The sequence below is a fragment of the Streptomyces sp. NPDC002076 genome, assembly GCF_053593835.1.
Genome location: NZ_JBSFDI010000003.1, coordinates 323,224 through 348,399 on the forward strand (window position 1 = coordinate 323,224; position 25,176 = coordinate 348,399).

Here is a 25,176-nt window from a genome sequence, read left to right on the forward strand (position 1 = left end):
GCGTAAGGATGATGCGCGAGCCTTGTGAAGAGCTTATGTGAGGCTCGCGCCGGACTCTAGAGGGTCTCTTACTTCGGCTGGAGCGAACCGCCGGTAACCCCACGGGACTTCAGCGGAAGCGTCGCAGCCGCAGGCTGTTGGTCACCACGAAGACCGAGGAGAAGGCCATCGCGGCACCGGCGATCATCGGATTGAGCAGCCCCGTCGCGGCCAGCGGCAGCGCGGCCACGTTGTAGCCGAAGGCCCACACCACGTTCCCCTTGATGGTGGCCAGCGTCCGCCGGGACAGCCGGATGGCGTCGGCCGCGACCCGCAGATCGCCCCGGACGAGGGTCAGATCGCCGGCCTCGATCGCCGCATCCGTGCCGGTACCCATGGCGAGGCCCAGGTCGGCGGTGGCCAGCGCGGCCGCGTCGTTCACGCCGTCGCCGACCATCGCCACGGCTCGCCCCTCGCGCTGCAGCCGTCGTACGACGTCCACCTTGTCCTCGGGGAGGACCTCGGCGAACACGTCCCCGGAGTCGATGCCGACGCTCTTGGCGACCGCCTCGGCGACCGTGCGGTTGTCCCCGGTGAGCAGCACCGGCCGCAGGCCCAGCGCACGCAGTTCGCGTACCGCCTCGGCGCTGGTCTCCTTGATCGCGTCGGCGACGGCGAGCACCCCGCGGGCCTGCCCGTCCCAGCCGGCCACAACGGCCGTACGACCCTCCAGCTCGGCCGCGCGTGCCGCACGGGCCAACTCCTCCGGCAGCTCATCGTACAGGCGCCCCACGGCCACCGCATGGTCGTCCACGCGCCCACGCACGCCCCGCCCGGGGACGTTCTCGAAGTGCTCGACCGTGGGCAACGCTCCGGCGCGTTCCTCCGCGCCGGCCACGATAGCGCGGGCGACCGGGTGCTCGGAGGCGTGCTCCAGGGCGCCGGCGAGCCGCAGCAGCTCCTTCTCGTCCTCGCCGGCGGCGACGTACACCGCCTGGAGGGTCATCCGGCCGGTGGTGACGGTGCCGGTCTTGTCGAGGACGACCGTGTCGACGCGGCGGGTGGACTCCAGCACCTCGGGGCCCTTGATGAGGATGCCGAGCTGGGCGCCGCGCCCGGTGCCGACCATCAGCGCGGTCGGTGTGGCGAGGCCCAGCGCGCAGGGGCAGGCGATGATCAGCACGGCGACGGCGGCGGTGAACGCGGCGACCGTGTCCCCGGTGAGGCCCAGCCAGACGCCGAAAGTGCCGAGCGCGATGAGGATGACGACGGGCACGAACACCGCGGAGATGCGGTCGGCGAGCCGCTGCACCTCGGCCTTGCCGTTCTGCGCGTCCTCCACCAGCTTCGCCATCCGGGCGAGCTGGGTGTCGGCGCCGACCCGGGTCGCCTGGACGACGAGCCGCCCGCCCGCGTTGACCGTGGCGCCGGTGACCCGGTCGCCGGGGCCGACGTCGACCGGCACCGACTCGCCGGTCAGCATGGCCGCGTCCACCGCGGACACGCCCTCCACCACCGTGCCGTCGGTGGCGATCTTCTCTCCGGGCCGTACGACGAACCGGTCGCCGACGGCCAGGGACGACACCGGGACCCGCACCTCGCGGCCGTCCCGCAGCACCGCCACGTCCTTGGCGCCCAGCTCCATCAGGGCCCGCAGGGCCGCGCCCGCGCGCCGCTTGGAGCCGGCCTCCAGATAGCGGCCGAGCAGGATCAGCGCGACGACTCCGGCGGCCACCTCCAGATAGATGGTGGAGGCGCCGTCCATGCGCGCGGTGACACTGGTCGCTACCGCTCCGGGGGTCAGGCGGAACTCGTCGTGCATGCCGGGCACGCCCGCGTCACCGAAGAACAGCGCCCACAGCGACCAGCCGAACGCCGCCAGCGTGCCGACCGAGACCAGGGTGTCCATGGTGGCGGCGCCGTGCCGGAGGTTGGTCCAGGCGGCCCGGTGGAAGGGCCATCCGCCCCAGACGACGACCGGCGCGGCGAGCGTGAGGGAGAGCCACTGCCAGTTGTCGAACTGCAGCGCCGGGATCATCGCGAGCAGCACCACGGGCGCGGCGAGCAGCGCGGAGACGAGCAGGCGGTGCCGCAGCGCGCCGAGTTCCGGGTCCTGCCCGGGGGCCTCGGGGGCCGCCTCGGGCTCGGGCGCCGGCGGCGTGGGCTCCTCGGCGGTGTAGCCGGTCCGCTCCACGGTGGCGATCAGGTCGGCGAGCTGGACGCCCGCGCCGTACGTGATCTTCGCCTTCTCGGTGGCGAAGTTGACGGTGGCGCTGACGCCCTCCATCCGGTTGAGCTTCTTCTCCACCCGGGCGGCGCAGGAGGCGCAGGTCATCCCGCCGATGAGCAGCTCTGCTTCGGAGGTCTCACCCGTGGTTATGGCTGTCTCTGCGGTGGTGCTCGTCATGTCCGGACTCCAGACATCGGACCGGACCGTGCGGAGGCAGTATCAGCTGGTCGGCACGGCCCGGTCGGGGAATGGGAAGAATGCGGGCTTGTCAGGCCCGGCCGGCGAGCTCGAAGCCGGCCTCGTCCACGGCGGCGCGCACGGCCTCGTCGTCCAGCGGGTGCTCGGAGACCACGGTCACCTCGCCGGTGGACGCGACGGCCTTCACCGAGCTGACGCCGGGGAGCTGGGAGATCTCGCCGGAGACGGAGCCCTCGCAGTGGCCGCAGCTCATGCCGGTCACCTTGTAGACGGCGGTGACGGAGCCGGGGGTGTCGGTGTGGGCGGTCATGTCGTTACTCCTCGTCGAGGCGTGTGGGGCCGGTGGGGCCCGCGAGGGAACCCCACGCTCTCCACACTATACCCCTAGGGGGTACCTCACCAAGAGGGGCCCCGGCGCGCCAGCGACCGCACCCAGCCGACCCCGGCCAGAGCCACCAAGGCCAGCCCGCCGACCGAGAACAGCGTGAACAGGTGTTCCTGCTCGGTGCTCGGCCGGACGAGGTACCCCGGCGCGAACAACCGGCTCTCCGGTCCGCTGCCGGTCAGCCGGGCCACCACCCAGACCGCGATGCCGCGCGTGGAGTCCCACAGCGCATGCAGCAGGGTCACGCCCAGGCAGGTGCCGACGACCGGGGCGGAGACGCGGAAGTGCCCGTTCAGGCGGCGCCGGGACAGCAGTACGCCACCGGCGATCGCGGTCCACAGCCCGTGCCCGAAGGGGGCGAGCAGCCCGCGCAGGATCTCCGTCTCCAGCAGGGCGCGCAGATCGGTGCCCTCGGTGGAGACGGCCGCGTTGAAGGCGTACCCGGCGCTCTCCAGCGCGGCGAAGCCGAAGCCGACGGCCGCGCCGAGCACCAGTCCGGCGCGCAGGCCGCGGATGGCCGGCTGCCGGCGCAGCACGAACACCAGCGCCACGAGCTTGGCGGCCTCCTCGATGAGGCCGACGCCGGTGAACGTCACCGGCGAGGGGTACAGCACATGCGAGTCCGACAGCGAGGCGCCGAGCACGCCGAGGGTCCCGCCGGCCAGGAATGAGCCGAGGATCGCGCTGACGCCCAGGTCACGGCCGTGCCGCTCGTACGCCCACAGCATGAAGGCGACTGGCACGAGAAAGCTGCCGAGCAGGATCAGCGTCGGCAGCAGCGTGCTGTTCCGCGTCTCGTACGTGACCCACGAGATCAGCGCCCACAGGGCGAGCCCGCCGCCCGCGAAGCGCCGCCACAGGCCCGCGGTGATGCGGGGGTACGGCGGTGGCGGCTGCTGGGGGCCGGGAATGCGGGCCTTGGGTGTGCCGGGAGGCGGGGAGTGGCTCACGGGGATCCCCTCGGACAGCGGCTGGGCGATCTATCCGCACTCTAGGCAGATGCGCCAGGGGCCGCAGTCCGGGTGGAGCGGTGGGGGCACGGGGGCCTGTGCCTGGGGCCTCCCGGATCACCCGCGGCCGAGACGGTCGCCCACCAGCGGTTGCAGGTAGCGGACCAGGACGTTCTTGATCTCCTGGACGTAGGCCGCGCGCTCGGGGCCCTCATGGGCGAGGACCAGCTCCAGGCCGGACTTGTAGATGCCGAGGCAGATGTGCGCCGTGCGGGTGACGTCGGCCGAGGTGGCGCCGGGCATGAGGGAGGCGAGCAGGTCCTCGATCCGGCCGGTCAGCGTGGAGTGCAGCTGGTCGTGCGTCTCGGCCATCCGGCCCGGGATGTCGGGGCCGTGCATCAGTGCGAAGAACACCGGGTGCTCGGTGTTGAAGGCCATGAACCGGTCGATGGCGGAACCGATGGCCTCCTCCAGCGGGGTGGCGGGGTCGACGGGGGCCAGCGCCTCGCCGTATGTCTCCCGCATCTCGTGCACGAGCCGGTCGCCCAGCTCGATCGCGATCGCCTCCTTGTTCGGGAAGAACTGGTAGAGCGTGCCCGGTGAGACGCCGGCCTCGCGCGCGATGGCGTTGGTGCTGGCGGCGGTGTAGCCGGTGGTGCAGAAGACCCGAGCGGCGGCTTCGAGCAGTTGGGCGATACGGCGCTCCCCGCGGGCCTGCCGGCGACGCGGCTGCTCCTTCTGTGTCTGCGGGTTGTCGGGCACGCGCTATCCCCAGCTCTCCGAACGTGATTGACAAATGCGAGTGGTCGCTCGCATTCTAGAGAAACGCGAGCGATCTCTCGTGTTTGTCAGTCTATTGGCAATGACCGACTCATGCTGCCTGCCTGCACAGACATGGGTCACGGTGAAGGGGACACCGCAAGATGACCGAAGTCAACACGCCGCCGCGGACGGGCGAGGGGGCGTCCGAGGGGACATCGGAAGGCGCGCCGGAGGGGACGCCTGAGCGGACACCGCCCCGGCCCGGCCGCTACACCCGCTTCGTCACCGCCCGCCCACGCCTGTCACTCCTGGTGGCCCTGGTGCTCACCGCCCTCGCCGTGTTGGCCGGCGGTGGCGTCGCGGACCGTCTCGGCAGTGGCGGCTGGGAGGATCCGGCCGCCGAGTCGACCTACGCCACCAAGGCCCTGGAGCGCGAGTTCCCCGACTCCCAGCCGAACCTGCTGCTCATGGTCGACTCGGGCCGAGCCTCCGTCGACGATCCGCAGGTCGCCGCCGAGGCCCGCGACCTGGCCGGCCGGCTGGCGGGGGAGAAGGGCGTGACCGGCGTCGGCTCCTACTGGCAGAGCAGGTCACCGGCCCTGCGCGCCAAGGACGGCCACGAGGCGCTGATCGCCGCCCGCATCACCGGCGACGACAACGCGATGGGCAGAACGCTCGACCGCATCGCCCCGCACTACCGGGGCGCGCACGGCCCGGTTCAGGTGAAGATCGGCGGTGTCGTCGCGGTCCGGCACGAGATGCAGACGATCATCAAGGAGGACCTGGCCCGCGCGGAGATGATCGCCCTGCCGATCACGCTGGTGCTGCTGGTGATGGTCTTCGGCAGCGCGATCGCCGCCCTGCTGCCGCTCGGCATCGGCATCGTCGCCATCCTCGGCACCAACGCCGTCCTGCGCGGTCTGACGGCCTTCACCGACGTCTCCGTCTTCGCGCTCAACCTCACCACGGCGCTCGGCCTCGGCCTGGCCATCGACTACGCCCTGTTCATCGTCCGCCGCTTCCGCGAGGAACTGTCCACGGGCGCCACCCCGTTGACGGCGGTCGGTACGACCCTGCGCACCGCAGGCCGCACGATCCTGTTCTCCGCCCTCACGGTGGCGGTGTCCCTGGCCGCGATGATGGTCTTCCCGCAGTACTTCCTGCGGTCCTTCGCCTACGCCGGCATCGCCGTGGTCCTGCTCGCTGCGGCTGCCGCCCTGATCCTGCTCCCGGCCGCGCTGGTCCTGCTCGGCCACCGCGTCAACTCCCTGGACCTGCGGCGCCTGTTCCGCCGCCGACGCGCCCCGAAGCCCGCCGAGGGGGCCACCGGGACCACGGCGACCAGCGGGACCACGGCGACCACCGGGACCGCTTGGGCGCGAGCCGCCGGCCTGGTGATGCGCCGCGCCCCTCTCTTCGCGCTGGGCACCACGGTCCTCCTGGTCATCCTCGGACTGCCGTTCCTGGGCGTGAAGTTCGGCACCGCCGACGACCGCCAGCTGCCCTCGACCGCCGAGTCCCATGTGGTGCAGGAGCACATCCGCGCGGGCTTCCCGGGCAGCCCCGGCGGTGGTCTGGAGGTCCTCGCCGAGGGCAGGGCCACCGCTGCCCAGTACGCCGCCTACAAGCAGCAGGTGGCCGCCCTGCCCGAGGTGGCCCGCGTCGACGGCCCGCTGGTCAGGGGCGATGCCGCCTACTTCACGGTGCAGCCGAAGGGCGAAGCGGTCGACGACCCGGCCCAGCGCCTGGTGGGCGACATACGCGCACTGCATGCGCCGTTCGGCGCCAAGGTGACCGGCACGGCCGCCGTCCTCGTCGACACCAAGCACGCGATAGCCCAGCGCCTGCCCTGGGCGGCCGTGTTCATCGCCGTCGTCACGCTCCTTCTGGTCTTCCTGCTCACCGGAAGCGTGCTGATACCCGTGCAGGCCGTGGTGCTCAACGCGCTCAGTCTGACCGCGATGTTCGGTGCCGTGGTCTGGGTCTTCCAGGACGGCCACCTCTCCGGCGCGCTCGGCTTCACCAGCTCCGGCTCCATCGAGACCACCCTGCCCGTGCTGATGTTCTGCGTGGCCTTCGGGCTCTCCATGGACTACGGCGTGTTCCTGCTCTCCCGCATCAAGGAGGAGTACGACCGCACGGGCGACCACGACGCGGCGGTGCGGCACGGACTCCAGCGCACCGGCGGGCTGATCACCGCGGCGGCGGTCATCCTCGCGGTGGTGATGGTCGCCATCGGCACCTCCCGGGTGACCAACACCAAGATGCTCGGCCTGGGTATCGCCCTCGCGGTCCTGATGGACGCGATGGTCGTCCGGAGCCTGCTGGTACCGGCGATCATGCGGCTGACGGGCAGGGCCACGTGGTGGGCGCCGGCGCCGTTGCGGCGCTTCCACGAACGGTTCGGTGTGAGCGAGGGGGACGACAAGAGCCCCGACAGGGGCGCGGGACTGCGCTGAATGTGCGGCTACCGCCGCGATGGGGGTCCCCCAGGGTTCGAGCGAAGCCGAGACCTTGGGGGAGCGACCAGCCACGATGTACCCGCAGACCGCAACGGCGATGGGAGCGCAGATGCGAGCGGTGGTCTTCGAGCAATACGGTGAGCCGGCAGAGGTGCGGAACGTACCCGACCCGGAACCCGCCGAGCACGCCGTCGTCGTGCGGGTCGAAGCGACCGGCCTCTGCCGAAGCGACTGGCACGGCTGGATGGGCCACGACCCCGACATCACGCTGCCGCACGTGCCCGGGCACGAACTCGCCGGTGTCGTCGCGTCGGTGGGCTCCCGGGTAACTGGGTGGCGGCCCGGCGACCGGGTCACCGCGCCGTTCGTCTGCGCCTGCGGCACCTGCCCGGCCTGTGCGGCGGGCGACCAGCAGGTGTGCGAACGCCAGACCCAGCCGGGCTTCCACCACTGGGGCTCCTTCGCCGAGTACGTCACACTCGACCACGCCGACGTCAACCTGGTAGCGATCCCGGGCGACATGGCGTACACCACCGCCGCCGCGCTCGGCTGCCGTTTCGCCACCGCCTTCCGCGCGGTGGTGCAGCAGGGCCGGGTGGCGGCGGGGGAGCGGGTCGCGGTGCACGGCTGCGGCGGGGTCGGGCTGTCGGCGGTGATGATCGCGGCGGCGGCCGGGGCACGCGTGATCGCCGTCGACGTGTCACCCCAGGCGCTCGACCTCGCGCGGAAGTTCGGCGCCGCGCAGTGCCTGGACGCGACCGGCACACCGGACACGGCCGCCGCCGTCCGGGAGCTGACGGGCGGCGGTGCCCATCTCTCCCTGGACGCCCTTGGCTCGCCCGCCACCTGCGCGAACTCCGTGAACGGCCTGCGCCGCCGCGGCCGGCACGTCCAGGTCGGGCTGCTGCCCTCGGCCGACGGCACCACCCCCGTCCCGCTGGCCCGTGCCATCGCCCTGGAGCTTGAACTCCTCGGCAGCCACGGCATGGCCGCCCACACCTACCCCGAGATGCTCCGCCTGGTCCGCTCCGGCGCCCTGCGCCCCGACCTCCTGGTGACGTCCACCATCACCCTCGACGCCGCACCGGCGGCACTCGCGGCGATGGGGACGGCACCGGGGGCCGGGGTCACGGTCATCGAGCCGTGGCGCTGAGAGCGGCCTGCCGGCCGATTCACGGGGAGGTCAGTTGCGGCTGCGGTTGCCCGGCCGGGAGGCGACCCAGGCGCGGACGGTTTCGGCGTACCAGTAGGGCTTGCCGCCCTCCACATGGTCGGGCGGGGGCAGCAGCCCGTGCTTGCGATAGGACCGTACGGTGTCCGGCTGCACCCTGATGTGCGCCGCGATCTCCTTGTAGGACCAGAGCCTTCGGTCGGTCATGAGTTGCACCTCCCTGCGCGCGCCGCAGCGGCGACCGTGGACGGCCGTCGGGGGAGCCGGGCGCTGCGCTGGCGATCACCAAGCCTGCGACCGGTGAACGACGCAGAGTGACCAGGGGAAAGCGCCTGTCGACACCATGTGACGCAGAATCCGCGTACACGCAACATGTGTGACACAGAAGGGGTTTTTGTGACACGGCCGACGCAAAGGCATACGCCCGGGTGTCGGCGCGGCGCGTTGATTTCGCGCCGATCCACGGCAACGAACCGGGCCGATCCACGGCAACGCACCAGGCCGATCCACGGCAACGAACCGGGCCGATCCACGGCAACGCACCAGGCCGATCCACGGCAACGAACCAGGCCGATCCGGGGCAACGAACCAGGCGGTCCAGGCCCGGTGGCACCAGGTCGCGAGGGCGGGCCGGGTCCGCTGCGTCAGACCCGGCCCGCCGGCTTCCCCCCGCGCCCGCCGGCTTCCCCGCGCCCCCCGGCGGCCGCTTTCCCGGGGGCGTCCTCCCGGATCAGTCCCCCTGGCCGCCGGAGGCCCCCGCTTCCCCCGGGAGCCTGATGGCCGGGCGATCAGCGTGCCTGGTGCTGCCCGCGCGGGTCTTGGAAAAAAGCGCACCCCGCCCGGAGGTGAGCAGCAGGCTGGTGGCCTCGCCCGCCAGCCGGTCGTTCACCGCGCTCGCCGCCGGCAGCCTCCGGGCCGCCAGGAACTCCCCGGGAGTGCAGCCCGTCATGGCCTTGAACTCGCCGCTGAAGTGCGCCTGGTCGTAGTACCCGCACACCGCCGCGGTCTCCGCCTGCCCGTGTCCCGCGGCCAGCAGCCGCCGCGCCCGCTGCAGCCGCAGCACCCGGGCCGCGGCCTTCGGAGGCAGACCGATCTGTTCCCGGAAGCGGTTCTCCAGATGCCGTACGCTCCAGCCCACCTCCTCGGCCAGCCGGGGCACCGGAAGCACGCCGGAGTGCCGCCGCAGCAGTGACCAGGCGTGCACCACCCGCTCGGAGACGGGCACACCGGCACGGAACCGCTCCAGCAACACCCGGTCGAGCAGGGCGAACCGCTCCGGCCAGGTGGGCAACGCGGCGAGGGCGCCCGCCAGTTGGCCGAGGCCCGGGTCCAGCTGGTCCGGGCCGATCGACCGGTTGGCGAGTTCGTACTGCTCCGTTCCGAACAGGCCGAACGCGGCCCAGGGTTCCAGCAGCACCTCGATGCCGGAGATCCGGCCCCCGTGCTCGCCGAGGGCCGGGACGGTGGTCAGCCCGTTGACCACGGACACCAGCGACACCGGGGGCCGCCCGGCACGGGAGATGCGCACCGGCTGTTCGAAACCCAGCAGCAACGTGGCCGCCCCGATCGGCGCCTCCAGCCGGCGGCGCGGCCGGTCGAGGTGCACCCGGACACCGCGATAAGTGATCACACCGGGCCGCAATGCCGGATGCGGCCGGGCAGGCACGGTCTCCCAGGACACGCCGCCCATGCTACGAGCGGCAACCGCGACCCGCTGGTCGACAGTCGCCCCTACACCCCGCAAGACCGGAGAAACGCCCGAGTCCGCCGGGCGATGGGCAGCGGCGCATCCGGCGCACACGGATACATGTCCTGCTCGACGATCGCGAACAGATCCACCCCCAGCCGCTGCGCGGCCTCCAGTACCGGCCCCAACTCCGGCACCCCGTGCGGCGGTTCGCACATCACGCCCCGAGCCACCGCCGGCCCGAACGGCGTCCCCTCGGCCCGTACGTCCGCCAGGATCCCCGGATCCACCTGCTTGAGGTGCAGATACCCGATCCGCTCGCCGTACGTCTCGATCAAGCGCACGCTGTCCCCGCCGCAGTACGCGTAGTGCCCGGTGTCCAGGCACAGTGACACCAGGTCGGAGTCCGTGCCGTCGAGGAAACGGCTGACGTTCTCCTCGCTGTCGATGTGGGTGTCGGCATGCGGATGGACGACGATCGTCAGCCCGTACCGCTCCCGCACCTCCCGCCCCAGCCGCTCGGTCAGCGAGGTCAGGTTCCGCCACTGCTCGGCGGTCAGCGTGTCCGGCTCCAGCACCTCGCCCGTCTTGTCGTCCCGCCAGAAGGAAGGGATGACGACGAGATGCCGGGCACCCATCGCCTGGGTCAGCGCCGCGATGTCCGACACGTGCGCCCACGTCTTGTCCCACACGGACTCACCGTGGTGCAGGCCCGTGAAGACGGTGCCGGCCGACACCTTCAGGCCGCGCCGCGCGGTCTCCTCCGCGAGCACCGCGGGGTCGCTGGGGAGATAGCCGTAGGGGCCCAGCTCGATCCACTCGTAGCCGGAATCGGCCACCTCGTCGAGGAAGCGCTGCCAGGGCACCTGGCGCGGGTCGTCGGGGAACCACACGCCCCAGGAGTCGGGCGCCGATCCGATGCGGATACGGGACAGTGAGGAGGAGGGTGACAGCGACGTCATGGGCGTCAGCGTGCGGGTGCGCGGAAAGCGGTGTCAAGAGCTGGTCCGAATGTCTGGACAAAACATTGACAGGGTTCGCCGTACGGGACTAGAAAGCCGGGGAGAGTCATGACGAAGGGAAGCCGATGGCCTACGACCTGATCACCATGGGGCGGATCGGAGTGGACCTCTACCCACTGCAGACCGGCGTCCCGCTCGCCCAGGTGTCGTCCTTCGGCAAGTTCCTCGGCGGGTCGGCGACGAACGTCGCGGTCGCCGCGGCCCGGCTCGGCCGGCACACCGCCGTGATCACCCGCACGGGCGACGACCCGTTCGGCGTCTATCTGCACGAGGCGCTGCGCGGCTTCGGCGTGGACGACCGCTGGGTCACCCCGGTCCCGGGCCTGCCGACCCCGGTCACCTTCTGCGAGGTCTTCCCGCCGGACGACTTCCCGCTCTACTTCTACCGGCAGCCCAAGGCGCCCGACCTGGAGATCGACGCCCATGAACTCGATCTCGACGCCATCCGTGCCGCCCGTATCTTCTGGATGACCGGCACCGGCCTGAGCGAGGAGCCCAGCCGTACGGCCACCCTCGCGGCCCTCGCCCACCGGGCGAAGGCGGGCACCACGGTCTTCGATCTCGACTGGCGGCCCATGTTCTGGACCGACCCCGACGCGGCCCGCCCCTTCTACGCCGAGGCCCTGCGCCACACCACGGTCGCCGTCGGCAACCTGGACGAGGTGGAGGTGGCCACCGGCGTACGCGAACCGCATGCGGCCGCCCGCGCGCTGCTCGACCTCGGGGTCGAGATCGCCGTCGTGAAGCAGGGACCCAAGGGGGTCCTGGCCGTCAGCCGCGACGGCGAGTCCGCCGAGGTCCCGCCCCTGCCCGTCAACGTCCTCAACGGTCTCGGCGCCGGGGACGCCTTCGGCGGCTCCCTGTGCCACGGACTCCTGGAGGGCTGGGACCTGGAGACGATCATGCGGCACGCCAACGCGGCCGGCGCCATCGTCGCCTCCCGCCTGGAGTGCTCCTCCGCGATGCCCACCCCGGACGAGGTGGCCGCCGCGCTCGACGCCGGAGCGGTGCTGTGAGGGCCGGCCGGGTCGCGGGCACCCACACCGAGGGCGGGGACGCCGGACGCAGGCCCCGTGTCGACGTGGCCGAACTCGTCCGCGTCCGCACCCACCACCCCGAGGCGATCGCCGAGGCCGCCACCCGCCGGGCCCGCAGGCCGCTCCTGAACGAGAACGGCAAGCTGATGATCGTCGCCGCCGACCACCCCGCCCGGGGCGCACTCGGCGTCGGTGACCGCAAGCTCGCCATGGCCAACCGCGCCGACCTGCTGGAACGGCTGTGCCTGGCACTGAGCCGGCCCGGTGTCGACGGCGTCCTCGCCACCGCCGACATCCTGGACGACCTGCTGCTGCTCGGCGCCCTCGACCACAAGGTGGTCATGGGCTCCATGAACCGGGGCGGACTGCAGGGGGCCAGCTTCGAACTGGACGACCGGTTCACCGGTCACCGCCCCGAGGACATCCAGCGGCTCGGCTTCGACGCGGGCAAGCTGCTGCTGCGCATCGACTACGCCGACCCCGGCTCCCTGACCACCCTGGAGTCCACCGCCCGCGCCATCGACGACATGGCCGCGCGCCGGCTGCCGGTCTTCGTGGAGCCGTTCATCAGCCGCCGCACCCCCGAGGGCAAGGTGAAGAACGACCTGTCCGCGGAGGCGGTCACCCGGTCCATCGCCATCGCCTCCGGCCTCGGCGGCTCCTCCGCCTACACCTGGCTGAAGGTGCCGGTCACCGAGAACCCCGACGACATGGCCCGGGTGATGGAGACCTCCACGCTGCCGGCCGTCCTGCTCGGCGGTGACATCGGCGACTCGCCCGAGGACCAGGTCGCCGCCTACGAGAAGTGGCGCGGCGCGCTGCAACTCCCCACCGTGCGCGGCCTGGTGGTCGGCCGCTCGCTGCTGTACCCGGCGGACGGCGATGTGGCCGCCGCCGTGGACACCGCCGTAGGACTGCTGTGAGGGCCGCATGACCAGCACCGATCTGCATCTGCCCAGGGGCGTCACCGCGAACGCCCAGTACGCCGTCGACATCGACCCCAAGTTGGCCGGCTGGACGCACAGCAGCCTGCGCGTGGTCGAGTTGGCGCCGGGTGGCACACATACGTTCACCACCGGGGACAGTGAGTGGATCGTGCTTCCGCTGGAAGGCGGATGTACCGTACAAATTGCGACCGCATCGAACGAGAATGCCGAGTTCCAACTCCTGGGCCGGGAAAGCGTGTTCGCGGACGTCTCCGACTTCGCGTATGTTCCCCGGGACGCCCGGGTCCAGATCGCCTCCGGCGCGGGAGGCCGCTTCGCCCTGGCAGGAGCGAAGTGCGAGCGACGACTCCCCGCCCGCTACGGCCCCGCGCCGGAGGTCCCCGTCGAGGAGCGCGGCAGCGGCTCCTGCGCCCGCCGGGTGCGCAACTTCGCCTCGGCGGACTCCTTCGACTGCGACAGGCTGATTGCCGTAGAGGTGATCACCCCGGGCGGCAACTGGTCGTCGTACCCGCCGCACAAGCACGACGAGCACCGGCCGGGCGAGGAGTCCGAGCTGGAGGAGATCTACTACTTCGAGATCGACGGCCCGAAGGGACTCGGCTACCAGCGCGTGTTCCCCTCGCGTGCGGGCGGCGCGGACGTGCTCGCCGAGGTCCGCTCCGGCGACGCGGTCCTCGTCCCCGACGGCTGGCACGGGCCGTCCATCGCGCAGCCCGGGCATGACATGTACTACCTGAACGTCATGGCGGGCCCGGGCGAGACCCGGGAGTGGCGGATCTGCTTCCACCCCGATCACGTAGAAAGCACAGGGGGCTACCGATGACGACGACCCGGCTGACCGTCGCGCAGGCGCTGGTCCGTTTCCTCGCCGCCCAGTACACCGAACGCGACGGCGCACGGCAGCGGCTGATCGGCGCCACCTGGGGCATCTTCGGGCACGGCAATGTCGCGGGGCTCGGCCAGGCGCTGATCGAGTACGCCGACGTCATGCCGTACCACCAGGGCCGCAACGAGCAGTCCATGGTGCACGCGGCGGTCGGCTACGCCCGCCAGTCGAACCGGCTGTCCGCGCACGCGGTGACGACCTCGATCGGCCCCGGCGCCACCAACCTGGTCACCGGCGCCGCCCTCGCGACCATCAACCACCTCCCGGTCCTGCTCCTGCCCGGTGACGTCTTCGCCACCCGCCCCGCCGACCCGGTCCTGCAGCAGCTGGAGGTGCCGTACGCCGGCGATGTGTCGGTCAACGACACCCTGCGCCCCGTGTCGAAGTACTTCGACCGCATCACCCGCCCGGAGGCCCTGATCCCGAGCGCCCTGCAGGCCATGCGTGTCCTCACCGACCCGGTGGAGACCGGCGCGGTCACCCTCGCCCTGCCGCAGGACGTGCAGGCGGAGGCCTTCGACTGGCCGGAGGAGTTCTTCTCGACGCGCGTGTGGACGGTACGCCGGCCGGGCGCGGACCCGACCGAGCTGGCCGAGGCGGTCCGGGCGGTCCGGGAGGCACGCCGACCGCTCGTGATCGCGGGCGGCGGAGTCCACCACAGCCGCGCCGAGCTGGCCCTCGCCGAGTTCGCGGCGGCCACCCGCATCCCGGTGGCCTCCACCCAGGCCGGCAAGGGCTCCCTGCGCCACGACCATCCGCAGGACGTCGGCGGGGTCGGCCACACCGGCACCGCGACCGCCGACGAACTGGCCCGCACCGCGGACCTGGTGATCGGCGTCGGCACCCGCTACACCGACTTCACCACCGCCTCCGGCACCCTCTTCGAGAACCCGGACGTCCGCTTCCTCAACCTCAACATCGCGCCGTACGACGGCCACAAGCTGTCCGGGCTCCCGCTGGTCGCCGACGCCCGCAGCGGCCTGGGCGAGCTGACCGAGGCGCTGGTGATGCACGGGCACAAGGTGGCGCAGTCGTACGTCACCGAGTACACCGAGGACAAGGAGCGCTGGGAGCAGCGCGTCGACGCCTGCTTCGAGGCCGAGGAGCCGGATGCCCGGCCGACCCAGCCGCAGGTCATCGGCGCCCTGGACGCCCTGGTGGACGAGTCCGACATCATCATCAACGCGGCCGGCTCGCTCCCCGGCGACCTGCACAAGCTGTGGCGGGCGCGGTCGGTGGACCAGTACCACCTGGAGTACGGCTACTCCTGCATGGGCTACGAGATCCCGGCCGCGCTCGGCGTGAAGCTCGCCGCGCCGGAGCGGAACGTGTGGGCGCTGGTCGGCGACGGCACGTATCTGATGATGCCGACCGAGATCGTGACGGCCGTGCAGGAGGGCGTCGCGATCAAGATCCTGCTGGTGCAGAACCACGGGTACGCGTCCATCGGCGGGCTCTCGGAGTCGGTGGGCGGCGAGCGGTTCGGCACCGCCTACCGGTTCCAGGCCGGGGACGGGACGTTCACGGGCGCCCCGCTGCCGGTCGACCTCGCCGCCAACGCGGCCAGCCTGGGCATGCGGGTGCTGCGCGCGCAGACCGTACGGGAGCTGCGCGAGGCGCTCGCCGAGGCGCGAGCCGCCGCCACTCCCACATGTGTCTACGTGGAGACCGAAACGTCCGACACTGTGTCGGGCGCGCCTCCGGCGCAGGCCTGGTGGGATGTTCCTGTGGCCGAGACCGCGACCCGACCGTCCGCGGTCAAGGCACGAGAGCTGTACGAACGGCACGTCTCGACCCGACGCCGCCATCTGTAATAAGGAGTCTCTGGGCATGACGAAGATCGTCAACCACTGGATCGGCGGGAAGACCGTCGAAGGCGCGTCGGGCACGTACGGGCCGGTCACCGACCCGGCGACCGGCGCGGTCACCACGAAGGTCGCGTTCGCGTCGGTGGAGGAGGTGGACGCGGCCGTGGCCGCCGCCAAGGACGCCTTCACGACCTGGGGCCAGTCCTCCCTGGCCCAGCGGACCACCATCCTCTTCCGGTTCCGTGCGCTGCTCGACGCCCACCGCGACGAGATCGCCGAGCTGATCACCGCCGAGCACGGCAAGGTGCACTCCGACGCGCTCGGCGAGGTCGCGCGCGGCCTGGAGATCGTGGATCTGGCCTGTGGCATCAACGTCCAGCTGAAGGGCGAGCTGTCCACGCAGGTCGCCAGCCGCGTCGACGTGGCCGCGATCCGCCAGCCGCTCGGTGTCGTCGCCGGCATCACGCCGTTCAACTTCCCGGCGATGGTCCCGATGTGGATGTTCCCCATCGCCATCGCGTGCGGCAACACGTTCGTGCTGAAGCCGTCCGAGAAGGACCCGTCGGCGTCGCTCAAGATCGCCGAGCTGCTGTCCGAGGCCGGTCTGCCGGACGGCGTGTTCAACGTCGTGCACGGTGACAAGGTGGCCGTGGACCGCCTGCTGGAGCACCCCGACGTCAAGGCCGTGTCCTTCGTCGGCTCCACCCCGATCGCCCGCTACATCCACACCACGGCCTCCGCCAACGGCAAGCGGGTGCAGGCCCTGGGCGGCGCCAAGAACCACATGCTGGTGCTGCCGGACGCCGACCTGGACGCCGCCGCAGACGCCGCCGTGAGCGCGGCCTACGGCTCGGCGGGCGAGCGCTGCATGGCCATCTCCGCGGTCGTGGCCGTGGGCTCGATCGGTGACACGCTGGTGGAGAAGATCCGCGAGCGCGCCGAGAAGATCAAGATCGGTCCGGGCAACGACCCGACGTCCGAGATGGGCCCGCTGATCACCGCCGCCCACCGCGACAAGGTGGCGTCGTACGTCTCCGGGGCCGCGGCCGAGGGCGCCGAGGTGGTGCTCGACGGCACCGGCTACACGGTCGAGGGCTTCGAGGACGGCCACTGGATCGGCATCTCGCTGCTGGACAAGGTGCCGACCAGCGCCAAGGCCTACCAGGACGAGATCTTCGGCCCGGTGCTGTGCGTGCTGCGCGTCGGCACCTACGACGAGGGCGTGGCGCTGATCAACGCCTCGCCGTTCGGCAACGGCACGGCGATCTTCACCCGGGACGGCGGCGCGGCCCGCCGCTTCCAGCTGGAGATCGAGGCGGGCATGGTCGGCGTGAACGTGCCGATCCCGGTGCCGGTGGGCTACCACTCCTTCGGCGGCTGGAAGGACTCGCTCTTCGGCGACCACCACATCTACGGCAACGACGGCACGCACTTCTACACCCGCGGCAAGGTCGTCACCACGCGCTGGCCCGACCCGGCCGATGCACCGGCGGGCGTGGACCTGGGCTTCCCGCGCAACCACTGAGCGATCGAGAGGGCCCGACAGGGCCGTCCGCTAGCGGACGGCCCTGTTTTTTTGCGCGGGGGCGCTGCGATTCTCGTACGGCCGCAAGAGCCCGCCCATAGGGACCGTTGATACGAGAATCGGTGATCGGCCGCTTCTTTGCTGCGGATTCCGTAGGTGAACACCCATTGACGCGGCGGTTTTCGTCGGGGTTCCATTCAGCCGCCGGGAGCGGACCAGAGCATGTACGACCAGCCGCCGGAGGCGATAGCGCTCCCGACCCCCACCCTCACTCGCACGAGTCGATCGGAACCGCCGCATGACCGACACGCTCCGCTCTGTCGACACAGCCGTGACAGCCGCTTCTGACAGCCCTCAGAAACTCAAGCGGTCCATCGGCGTCGTCGGCGGCACCCTGCTCACCCTCTCGTGCGTCACGCCCGCCTCCACGCTCTTCGTGATCGTGCCCGATCTGTTCTCCAGCCTGGGCACGGCGACGGCGCTCTGCCTCGTCATCGGCGCGCTCCTCTGCATCCCCGTCGCCTTCTGCTACTCCGAGCTGGGCACCCTCATCCCCAGCGCGGGCGGCGAGTACGCCATCGTCTCCACCCTGGCCGGTCGGCTCGCCGGCTGGCTGGCGTTCGTGATGTCGCTGCTCGTCGTGATGATCGTCCCTCCGGTCATCGCGATGGGCACCGCCGACTACCTGGCCCCGATCGTCCACCTCGACCCGGCCATGACGGGCGCCGGCGTGATGATCGCGGCCACCCTCGCCGGCCTGCTGGACCTGCGCGCCAACGCCTGGATCACCGGCATCTTCCTGGTCCTGGAGGTCGTCGCCGCCGGAGTCGTCGCCCTGCTCGGCTTCACCCACTCCCACCGCGGTGCGGGCAGCCTCGTCAGCTCGCTCCAGGTGGCCGGTGACCACGCTCACGTCAACCCGGTCACGGCCATGATGGTCCTCTCCGGGCTCGCCATCGCCCTCTTCGCCACCCAGGGCTTCTCCACCGCCATCTACCTCTCCGAGGAGCTGGAGAACCCGCGCCGCAGCGTCGCCCGCACCGTCCTCGCGACCCTCGCCATCTCCAGCGTCGTCATCCTGGTGCCGGTCGTGGCGATCACCCTGGGCGCCGGTGACCTGAAGACCCTGACCGGCGGCGACATCAGCAGCATGGTCATCGCCTGGAGCAACTCGGCCGTCGGCACCTTCGTCAGCCTGTGCGTCGCCCTCGCGATCATCAACGCGGGCATCGTCATGGTCATCCAGAACTCCCGCGTCCTGTTCGCCTCCGCCCGCGACAAGGCCTGGCCCGCCCCGGTCAACAACGCCCTCGCCAAGCTCGGCCGGTTCGGCTCCCCCTGGGTCGCCACCCTCGTCGTCGGCGTCCCCGGTGCCTTCCTCTGCTTCGTCAACCTCGACACCCTCTACGGCGTCACCGGCGTCGCCGTCACCGGCCTGTACCTGCTGGTCGCGATCGCCGCGCTGCTCGCCCGGCGTGGTGCGCACGGCCCCAAGAAGGCCTGGCGGATGCCGCTGTGGCCGGCGATGCCGGTCCTGCTGATCGCCGTCCTCGTCTACGTCCTGGTCGAGCAGGACCCGTCGTACCTGTGGTGGACCGGCGGCATCACCGCCGTCGCCACCCTCTACTGGGCCTTCTACCTCCGCCCGCGCCGCGAGACCCGATGGCTGGTGTCCCTCCCGGAGGACATGCGGCTCGCCGAGGAGGAGCAGCTCGCCGAGGGCGCGCAGGGCGCGCCCGCCACGCCGCTTGCCGAGGGTGCGCAGGCGTAGTCAGAACTCCCAGGTCAACACCCTGCACGAATCGTCGTCCTTGCCGCCCGCACTGCGATAGGCGGCAAGGGCGACGTCGTTTTCGGCGTCGACCCCGACCCACATGCCGTAGCAGCCGCGCTCCCGGGCCAGCGCGGCCAGCCGCTCCACCAGCGCCCGCCCGATGCCCCGGCGCCGGTACGGCTCGTCCACGGCCAGCTCGTACAGGAACATCTCGGTGCCCTTGTCCGGGTGGACCGTCTCGACGCCGCTGACGAAGCCGACGGGGACCTGCTCGTCCTGCGCGTACGCCAGCAGCAGATGGTGCCCGGCGGTGGTGAGGAAACGCTCCGCCCACTCGGGGCGCGCCGGGTTGTCGAACAGGTGCTCGGCGGCGGCGACTTCCGCGACGGTGGTGGCCCGGCGAATGTCCATGCGCCTTCGTACCACGGCTGGTGTACGCCGGGCAGCCCCCGTACTCCTGCGGGAGGGGCGGGGGTTCAGCCCACCGGCTCCCTCGGTTGTCGGTGGCGGCCCGTACCGTTGAGGCATGGATCTCCGGGTGCCTCCACTGCGAGGGCTGCTCAAGGGGCCGCGCCGGCTGTTCGCCGCCGCGGCCGCCGTCGTGGTGCTCGCCGGCGCCGGCACCTGGACGGCCGCCGCATCCGGTGACACGCCCCCGGTGCACAGGACCGACCAGGTCATGGCGGTCGACGGGGTGCGCCTGGACACCTCGTACTTCACCCCGGCCGGCGCCGGCCGCCACCCCGCCGTCCTGCTGGCGCACGGCTTCGGCGGCAGCAAGGACGACATGCGCCAGCAGGCCGAGGACCTCGCCCGGGACGGGTACGCGGTCCTGACCTGGTCCGCGCGCGGCTTCGGGAAGTCCACCGGAAAGATCGGGCTCAACGACCCGAAGGGCGAGGTGGCCGACGTCTCCCGGCTCCTCGACTGGCTGGCGAAGCGCCCCGAGGTCCAGCTCGACAAGCCGGGCGACCCGCGCGTGGGCATGGCCGGCGGCTCCTACGGCGGAGCGATCTCCCTGCTCGCCGCCGGGTACGACCACCGGGTGGATGCCATCGCCCCGGCCATCACCTACTGGAACCTCGCGGACGCCCTGTTCCCGAACGACGTGTTCAAGAAGCTGTGGGCCGGCGTCTTCCTCAATCTGGGCGGCGGCTGCGCCCGCTTCGAGCCCGAGCTGTGCCGGATGTACGACAGGGTCGCCGAGTCCGGCACCCCGGACCCGGCCGCCCGTGAGCTCCTGCAGGAGCGCTCGCCGTCCGCCGTCGGCTCCCGCATCAAGGTGCCCACGCTGCTGCTGCAGGGCCAGACGGACTCCCTGTTCACCCTCGGCCAGTCCGACGCCGCCCAGAAGGCGATCCGGGCGAACGGCGCGCCCGTGGACGTCGACTGGATCGCGGGCGGCCATGACGGCGGCGACATGGAGACCGGCCGGGTGCAGGCACGCGTGCGTGCGTGGTTCGACCGGTATCTGAAGGGCGACGCCTCGGCCGGCACCGGCCCGGCCTTCCGGATCACCCGCACCGGCGGCGTGAACTCCACCGACGGCACCGCCCAGTTGCGCGGCGCGACCGCCGGCAGCTACCCCGGCCTGCGCGAACACCCGCGCGGCATCGCCCTGACCGGCGGCACCCAGCACATCACCAACCCGGCCGGCGCCAGCCCGCCCGGCGTCTCCGCCCTGCCCGGCCTCGGCGGCTCGGGCGGCCTCGGTCAGCTGTCGGCGCTGGGCCTCGGCGTCTCCCTCGACTTCCCCGGCCAGTACGCGAAGTTCGACTCCGCACCGCTCACCCGCGACCTGCAGATCACCGGCACCCCGACCGCGACCGTCCACATCACCTCGACCGGCGACGACGCCGTCCTGTTCGGCAAGGTTTACGACGTCGGTCCCGGCGGCACCCAGCAGGTGCTGCCCTCCCAGCTCGTCGCCCCCTTCCGGGTCACCGGCGCCAAGGAGGGCAAGGACGTCACGGTCACCCTCCCCGCGATCGACCACGAGGTGCAGAAGGGCCACCGGCTCCGCCTGGTCCTCGCCTCCACCGACCTCGGCTACGCATCACCGGCCGCCCCGGCCACCTACACCGTCTCCCTCAAGGGAGAGCTGAGCGTGCCGGCCGCTCCCGCCGTCACCACCGCCGCGGCCCCCCTGCCCTCCTGGGTCTGGTGGCTGCCGGGTGCCGGCGCGGCCGCCGCGCTCGCCCTGCTGCTCACCGCCCGCCGCCGTAGGGCCGGCCCGGCGCCCGACCCGGAGCTGGCCGACGTCCCGCTCGTGATCAAGGACCTGAGCAAGCGGTACGCGAAGTCCGCCGACCGGTACGCGGTGCGCGAGCTGTCCTTCCGGGCGGAGAAGGGCCAGGTCCTCGGCCTGCTCGGGCCCAACGGCGCGGGCAAGACCACGACCCTGCGCATGCTGATGGGCCTGATCACCCCGGACGACGGCGAGATCCGCGTCTTCGGTCACGCGATCCGGCCCGGCGCGCCCGTGCTGTCCCGGGTCGGCGCCTTCGTGGAAGGCGCGGGCTTCCTGCCGCACCTGTCCGGCCGGGAGAACCTGGAGCTGTACTGGCGGGCCACCGGCCGCCCGCCTCAGGACGCCCACTTGGAGGAGGCCCTGGAGATCGCCGGGCTCGGCGACGCACTCGCCCGCGCGGTGCGCACCTACTCCCAGGGCATGCGCCAGCGCCTCGCCATCGCCCAGGCCATGCTCGGCCTGCCCGACCTGCTCATCCTCGACGAACCCACCAACGGTCTCGACCCGCCCCAGATCCGCGAGATGCGCGAGGTGATGATCCGCTACGCGGCCGCCGGCCGCACGGTGATCGTCTCCAGCCATCTCCTCGCCGAGGTGGAGCAGTCCTGCACCCACCTGGTGGTGATGGACCGCGGCCGGCTCGTCCAGGCGGGGCCGGTCGGCGAGATCATCGGCTCCGGCGACACCCTGCTCGTCGGCACTGCCACGCCCGTGGAGGAGCCGGTCGTGGAGAAGGTCGCCGCGCTGCCCGGCGTCGCCTCCGCCGTGCGCACCGACGACGGGCTGCTGATCCGGCTGGACCCCGGCGGCACGGCCGAGCGGCTGGTCGTGGAGCTGGTGCGGCTCGAGGTGGCCGTCGCCTCGGTCGGCCCGCACCGCCGTCTGGAAGACGCCTTCCTCACCCTGATCGGAGGTTCTGCATGAGCACGCTCACCGAGGTCGCCTCCGGTTATCAGACGCGGCACACCCTGCCCCTGCGGGTCGAGCTGGTCCGCCAGCTCAAGCGGCGCCGGACCCTGGTCATGGGGGCCGTCCTCGGGCTGCTGCCCTTCGTGCTGCTGATCGCCTTCGCGATCGGCGGCGACCCGTCGAGCCGCGACGGCCGGATCACCCTGATGAACACGGCCACCGCGTCCGGCGCCAACTTCGCCGCGGTGAACCTGTTCGTCTCGGCCGGCTTTCTGCTGGTGATCCCGGTCGCCCTGTTCTGCGGGGACACGGTCGCCTCGGAGGCGAGCTGGTCCTCCCTGCGCTATCTGCTCGCCGCGCCCGTGCCCCGGGCCCGGCTGTTGTGGTCCAAGCTGACCGTGGCGCTGGGGCTGAGCCTCGCCGCGATGATCCTGCTCCCGGTGGTCGCCCTCGCGGTGGGCACGGCGGCGTACGGCTGGGGCCCGCTGCAGATACCCACCGGCGGCGCGCTGGACACGGGGACGGCGGTGCAGCGCCTGGTGGTGACCGTGGCGTACATCTTCGTGTCCCAACTGGTCACCGCCGGGGTCGCCTTCTGGCTGTCGACGAAGACGGACGCCCCGCTCGGCGCGGTCGGCGGCGCGGTCGGTCTGACCATCGTCGGCAACGTCCTGGACGCCGTCACCGCGCTCGGCCACTGGCGCGACTTCCTGCCCGCGCACTGGCAGTTCGCCTGGGCCGACGCGGTCCAGCCGCACCCGGAGTGGTCCGGCATGATCCAGGGCACCGCCATCTCCATAACGTACGCCCTGGTGCTGTTCGCCCTGGCCTTCCGGGGGTTCGCCCGCAAGGACATCGTCTCCTGAGAGGTGCCGGGGGGAGTGGGCCCGACCCATTGACCTTTCCTTACCTGTGAGTAAGTTGCCCCGGGGAGCACGAGCCTTCGCAACAGCCGCGACCGGGAGTCGTCATGGGCGTAGGCAGGGATCTGAAACGGGCACGGCAGCGCACCGATCTGGCGGAGCGGGCCTCGGTGGAGATCGTCAGGGACGCCACCGGCACCGTGCGCGAGGTGCGGGCCGCGGCCCTGGCGCCGCCACTGACCACCGGCTCCCTGGCCGACCTGCGGCAAGAACGTCTCCCCGGCCGTCCTGGAGGACCGGCTGCGCAGCCGCGCGCGGTCGGCCAGCGCGTGGTCGTCGGCGACAACTGCCCCTTCGCGGCCCGCGCTGATCACCCTCGACCCGGAGGCGGTCGCCCACTGGCTGTCAATACACAAGCTGCCGCCGGACACCCCGCTCGCCGAGCTGGTGCACGACGAAAGGCTGCGCGCGGAGGTGCAGAGGGCGGTCGACCACGCCAGCCAGGCGGTCTCCCGCGCCGAGTCCATTCGCGCCTTGGCGCTCGTGGAGGGGGAGTTCACCGAGGAGAACGGGCTGCTGACGCCGTCGCTGAAGGTGAAACGGCAGGCGGTCGTGGAACGCTGTGCCGAGCAGATCGAGGAGCTGTACCGCAGGCGGCCGTAGACAGCGCAGCGGCGGGTCACCGCAAGGACCGGTGACCCGCCGCTGCGGAACGTTGTTCAGCTGTTGTTGGTGCCGTTGCCGGACAGGGCGGAGACGTCGTCCACGAGGTGCGAGAGCGGCTCGTCGCCCTTGGCCTGGGTGGAGTTCTCGACGCACTGCTGGCTCTGCGGCGCCGACAGGACCGGGATGTCCTGTACGGATACCGGTACGACTCCGGCGAGCGATGCCAGGTTCGCCTTGGCCGGCAGACCGACGCAGGGCTTGTTGAACGACCCCTGGATGAGCGCCATCTGGGGGCTCATGGTGCCGTACGTGGCGGAGTTGCCGAACACCTGCGAGGCGCTGTCTCCGCTGGCGGACGTGGTGCCGGTGTCATTGCCGGTGGCCAGTGCCTGGGGCGCCACCGCGGCGGAGACGCCGACAACGGAAGCGGCGACCGCAGCAGTGGCCAGAACCTTCTTGATCACTTGCTGGTTCCCTTCTGAAGAAACCCCGTCTTGCGGAGCATTCTGAATGAACTGCCGCGGCCTTCCTTGGTTGCTCGACTTCACTCCGATGGCCCATCCAGAAATTCCGTCGGGCGTGCTGCGAGGTCCTGCGTCACTGCCTGCTGCCGATCCCGAACCGCCCGACCGGGTGAATCACCGAAACCAGAACCGCCGGCCGCGGTTGATGTGGCGGAACGTGTGAGTTCGGAGGGGTGACGTGGGTGCCTGTCAGGTAAGGAGAGCGGAAGGCGGAAGAAGGCAACGGCCGCGACAGCGGTTGCCGCGCCCAGGAGCTGGCCGCCCGCTACGGCACCGTCACCGCCGGTTTCCCGCTCTTTATGGCGCCTGGGTGTCAAGTCTGCCGAGGCGTTCGGGTGAATTCCTTGGCGGCTCGCGTTCCGCAGTTTCCCGGGCTGTCTATTCCTCGTTGTAGAAATGCCGGTCATGGCGCGAGCCGTTCAAACTGTGCTCGCTCGGTCTTACCGCCAAAGGGGCATGACCGGAGAGAAAGGAAATTCCATGCAGAAGAGTGCTGCAGTTGTCGCCGGAGCGATCATGGCTCTGGGCGTGGCCGCTCCGGCCTTCGCCGATGCCGGCAGCAGCGGATCCGCCGCCAACTCCCCGGGCGTCCTCTCCGGCAACACGGTCCAGGTCCCCGTGCACATCCCCGTCGGCGTGTGTGGCAACAGCATCGGCCTCATCACCCTGCTGAACCCGGCGTCCGGCTCCCTGTGCACCAACTCCTGACCGGGTAACGGCGCCAGCCGTCCGGCTGCGCCACAGTCGGCCTTGGACCACCACCGCTTGCTGTGCCAAGGCCGGCTTTCCCAGTTCTTCATCTCTCCAAGCAGGAAGACAACAAGAGTGCGACAGACCCTGAGCAGGGGAATCGTCGTGGCAGCTGCCGCGACGAGCGTTCTGTCCCTGTACGGCAGCCCCGCCTTCGCGGACTCGAACGCGAGCGGCACCTCCGAGGGCTCGCCCGGGCTGGTGTCCGGCAATACCGTGCAGGCGCCGGTCGATGTGCCAGTCAACGTGTGTGGCAACACCGTCGATGCCATTGCCCTGCTGAACCCGGCATTCGGGGGTTCCTGTGGCGGTGCGTCGGGTGCGAGCAGGCCGAGTTCGTCGGGTGCCTCGAGTCAGGGCACCTCCGTGGGCTCGCCCGGGCTGGTGTCC

The 25,176-nt window shown here is 71.5% G+C and carries 21 protein-coding genes and 1 pseudogene; 13 read left to right on the forward strand and 9 right to left on the reverse strand.

Annotation, left to right across the window (positions count from 1 at the left end):
- Window positions 1-109: 109 nt before the first annotated feature.
- The 4 genes from ACWCQS_RS08710 to ACWCQS_RS08725 form a co-directional block, all read right to left on the reverse strand.
- Window positions 110-2,386, reverse strand: coding sequence for a heavy metal translocating P-type ATPase (locus ACWCQS_RS08710; protein WP_451003769.1), 2,277 nt, complete (start codon window positions 2,384-2,386; stop codon window positions 110-112).
- Between the two features lie 91 nt (window positions 2,387-2,477).
- Window positions 2,478-2,717 (reverse strand): heavy-metal-associated domain-containing protein, encoded by a 240-nt coding sequence (locus tag ACWCQS_RS08715; protein ID WP_451003770.1) that lies wholly within the window; start codon window positions 2,715-2,717, stop codon window positions 2,478-2,480.
- Window positions 2,718-2,803: 86 nt separating this feature from the next.
- Window positions 2,804-3,742: a PrsW family intramembrane metalloprotease gene (locus ACWCQS_RS08720; RefSeq protein WP_451003771.1), complete on the reverse strand. Its 939-nt coding sequence runs from the start codon at window positions 3,740-3,742 to the stop codon at window positions 2,804-2,806.
- Window positions 3,743-3,859: 117 nt separating this feature from the next.
- The gene (locus ACWCQS_RS08725; protein ID WP_451003772.1) at window positions 3,860-4,504 is read right to left on the reverse strand and encodes a TetR family transcriptional regulator; all 645 of its coding nucleotides are present in this window, start codon (window positions 4,502-4,504) and stop codon (window positions 3,860-3,862) included.
- Window positions 4,505-4,665: 161 nt separating this feature from the next.
- On the opposite strand from ACWCQS_RS08725, the gene ACWCQS_RS08730 reads away from it, so the two are divergent.
- Entirely contained in the window at window positions 4,666-6,963 is a 2,298-nt protein-coding gene (locus ACWCQS_RS08730) for an MMPL family transporter (RefSeq protein WP_451003773.1), read from the forward strand.
- A 112-nt stretch (window positions 6,964-7,075) separates the two neighbouring features.
- Complete coding sequence (locus ACWCQS_RS08735) at window positions 7,076-8,119, forward strand: zinc-dependent alcohol dehydrogenase family protein (protein ID WP_451003922.1); 1,044 nt, start codon at window positions 7,076-7,078, stop codon at window positions 8,117-8,119.
- Window positions 8,120-8,149: 30 nt separating this feature from the next.
- Here ACWCQS_RS08735 and ACWCQS_RS08740 read toward each other — a convergent pair whose 3' ends face one another.
- The 3 genes from ACWCQS_RS08740 to ACWCQS_RS08750 all read right to left on the reverse strand — a co-directional run bounded on the left by ACWCQS_RS08740 (window position 8,150) and on the right by ACWCQS_RS08750 (window position 10,786).
- Window positions 8,150-8,344 (reverse strand): helix-turn-helix transcriptional regulator, encoded by a 195-nt coding sequence (locus ACWCQS_RS08740; protein WP_451003774.1) that lies wholly within the window; start codon window positions 8,342-8,344, stop codon window positions 8,150-8,152.
- A 523-nt stretch (window positions 8,345-8,867) separates the two neighbouring features.
- Window positions 8,868-9,827 carry a helix-turn-helix domain-containing protein gene (locus ACWCQS_RS08745; protein ID WP_451003775.1) on the reverse strand — a complete coding sequence of 320 codons (960 nt, stop codon included), beginning with the start codon at window positions 9,825-9,827 and terminating at the stop codon, window positions 8,868-8,870.
- A 41-nt stretch (window positions 9,828-9,868) separates the two neighbouring features.
- Entirely contained in the window at window positions 9,869-10,786 is a 918-nt protein-coding gene (locus tag ACWCQS_RS08750) for a sugar phosphate isomerase/epimerase family protein (protein WP_451003776.1), read from the reverse strand.
- Between the two features lie 125 nt (window positions 10,787-10,911).
- Between ACWCQS_RS08750 and iolC the strand changes: the two genes are divergently transcribed.
- From iolC to ACWCQS_RS08780, 6 genes are all read left to right on the forward strand, one after another.
- Window positions 10,912-11,862 carry a 5-dehydro-2-deoxygluconokinase gene (gene iolC / locus ACWCQS_RS08755; protein ID WP_451003777.1) on the forward strand — a complete coding sequence of 317 codons (951 nt, stop codon included), beginning with the start codon at window positions 10,912-10,914 and terminating at the stop codon, window positions 11,860-11,862.
- Window positions 11,863-11,927: 65 nt separating this feature from the next.
- Window positions 11,928-12,806, forward strand: coding sequence for a Cgl0159 family (beta/alpha)8-fold protein (locus tag ACWCQS_RS08760; protein WP_451003923.1), 879 nt, complete (start codon window positions 11,928-11,930; stop codon window positions 12,804-12,806).
- Between the two features lie 7 nt (window positions 12,807-12,813).
- On the forward strand, window positions 12,814-13,653 hold the full coding sequence (gene iolB / locus ACWCQS_RS08765; RefSeq protein WP_451003778.1) for a 5-deoxy-glucuronate isomerase: 840 nt from the start codon (window positions 12,814-12,816) through the stop codon (window positions 13,651-13,653).
- A complete protein-coding gene (iolD, locus tag ACWCQS_RS08770; RefSeq protein WP_451003779.1) occupies window positions 13,650-15,530 on the forward strand; it encodes a 3D-(3,5/4)-trihydroxycyclohexane-1,2-dione acylhydrolase (decyclizing) in 1,881 nt (626 codons plus the stop codon). The genes iolB and iolD overlap by 4 nt, the downstream gene beginning before the upstream one ends.
- 16 nt (window positions 15,531-15,546) lie before the next feature.
- Complete coding sequence (mmsA, locus tag ACWCQS_RS08775; RefSeq protein ID WP_451003780.1) at window positions 15,547-17,049, forward strand: CoA-acylating methylmalonate-semialdehyde dehydrogenase; 1,503 nt, start codon at window positions 15,547-15,549, stop codon at window positions 17,047-17,049.
- 298 nt (window positions 17,050-17,347) lie between these two features.
- Window positions 17,348-18,820 carry an APC family permease gene (locus tag ACWCQS_RS08780; RefSeq protein WP_451003781.1) on the forward strand — a complete coding sequence of 491 codons (1,473 nt, stop codon included), beginning with the start codon at window positions 17,348-17,350 and terminating at the stop codon, window positions 18,818-18,820.
- Here ACWCQS_RS08780 and ACWCQS_RS08785 read toward each other — a convergent pair whose 3' ends face one another.
- The gene (locus tag ACWCQS_RS08785) at window positions 18,821-19,234 is read right to left on the reverse strand and encodes a GNAT family N-acetyltransferase (RefSeq protein WP_451003782.1); all 414 of its coding nucleotides are present in this window, start codon (window positions 19,232-19,234) and stop codon (window positions 18,821-18,823) included.
- Between the two features lie 115 nt (window positions 19,235-19,349).
- On the opposite strand from ACWCQS_RS08785, the gene ACWCQS_RS08790 reads away from it, so the two are divergent.
- The 3 genes and pseudogenes from ACWCQS_RS08790 to ACWCQS_RS08800 all read left to right on the forward strand — a co-directional run.
- Entirely contained in the window at window positions 19,350-21,998 is a 2,649-nt protein-coding gene (locus ACWCQS_RS08790) for a CocE/NonD family hydrolase (RefSeq protein ID WP_451003783.1), read from the forward strand.
- A complete protein-coding gene (locus tag ACWCQS_RS08795; protein ID WP_451003784.1) occupies window positions 21,995-22,849 on the forward strand; it encodes an ABC transporter permease in 855 nt (284 codons plus the stop codon). The genes ACWCQS_RS08790 and ACWCQS_RS08795 overlap by 4 nt, the downstream gene beginning before the upstream one ends.
- A gap of 261 nt (window positions 22,850-23,110) precedes the next feature.
- Window positions 23,111-23,509: pseudogene (locus tag ACWCQS_RS08800) on the forward strand (long-chain fatty acid--CoA ligase); the annotation flags it as partial.
- A 56-nt stretch (window positions 23,510-23,565) separates the two neighbouring features.
- Here the strand turns inward: ACWCQS_RS08800 and ACWCQS_RS08805 are convergent.
- Window positions 23,566-23,976, reverse strand: a complete 411-nt coding sequence (locus ACWCQS_RS08805) for a rodlin (protein ID WP_451003785.1) — start codon at window positions 23,974-23,976, stop codon at window positions 23,566-23,568.
- 540 nt (window positions 23,977-24,516) lie between these two features.
- Here ACWCQS_RS08805 and ACWCQS_RS08810 point away from each other — a divergent pair.
- The gene (locus ACWCQS_RS08810; RefSeq protein ID WP_451003786.1) at window positions 24,517-24,744 is read left to right on the forward strand and encodes a chaplin; all 228 of its coding nucleotides are present in this window, start codon (window positions 24,517-24,519) and stop codon (window positions 24,742-24,744) included.
- Window positions 24,745-24,891: 147 nt separating this feature from the next.
- Window positions 24,892-25,176 (forward strand): chaplin (locus tag ACWCQS_RS08815; RefSeq protein WP_451003787.1); only part of this gene is annotated, 285 nt, incomplete at its 3' end.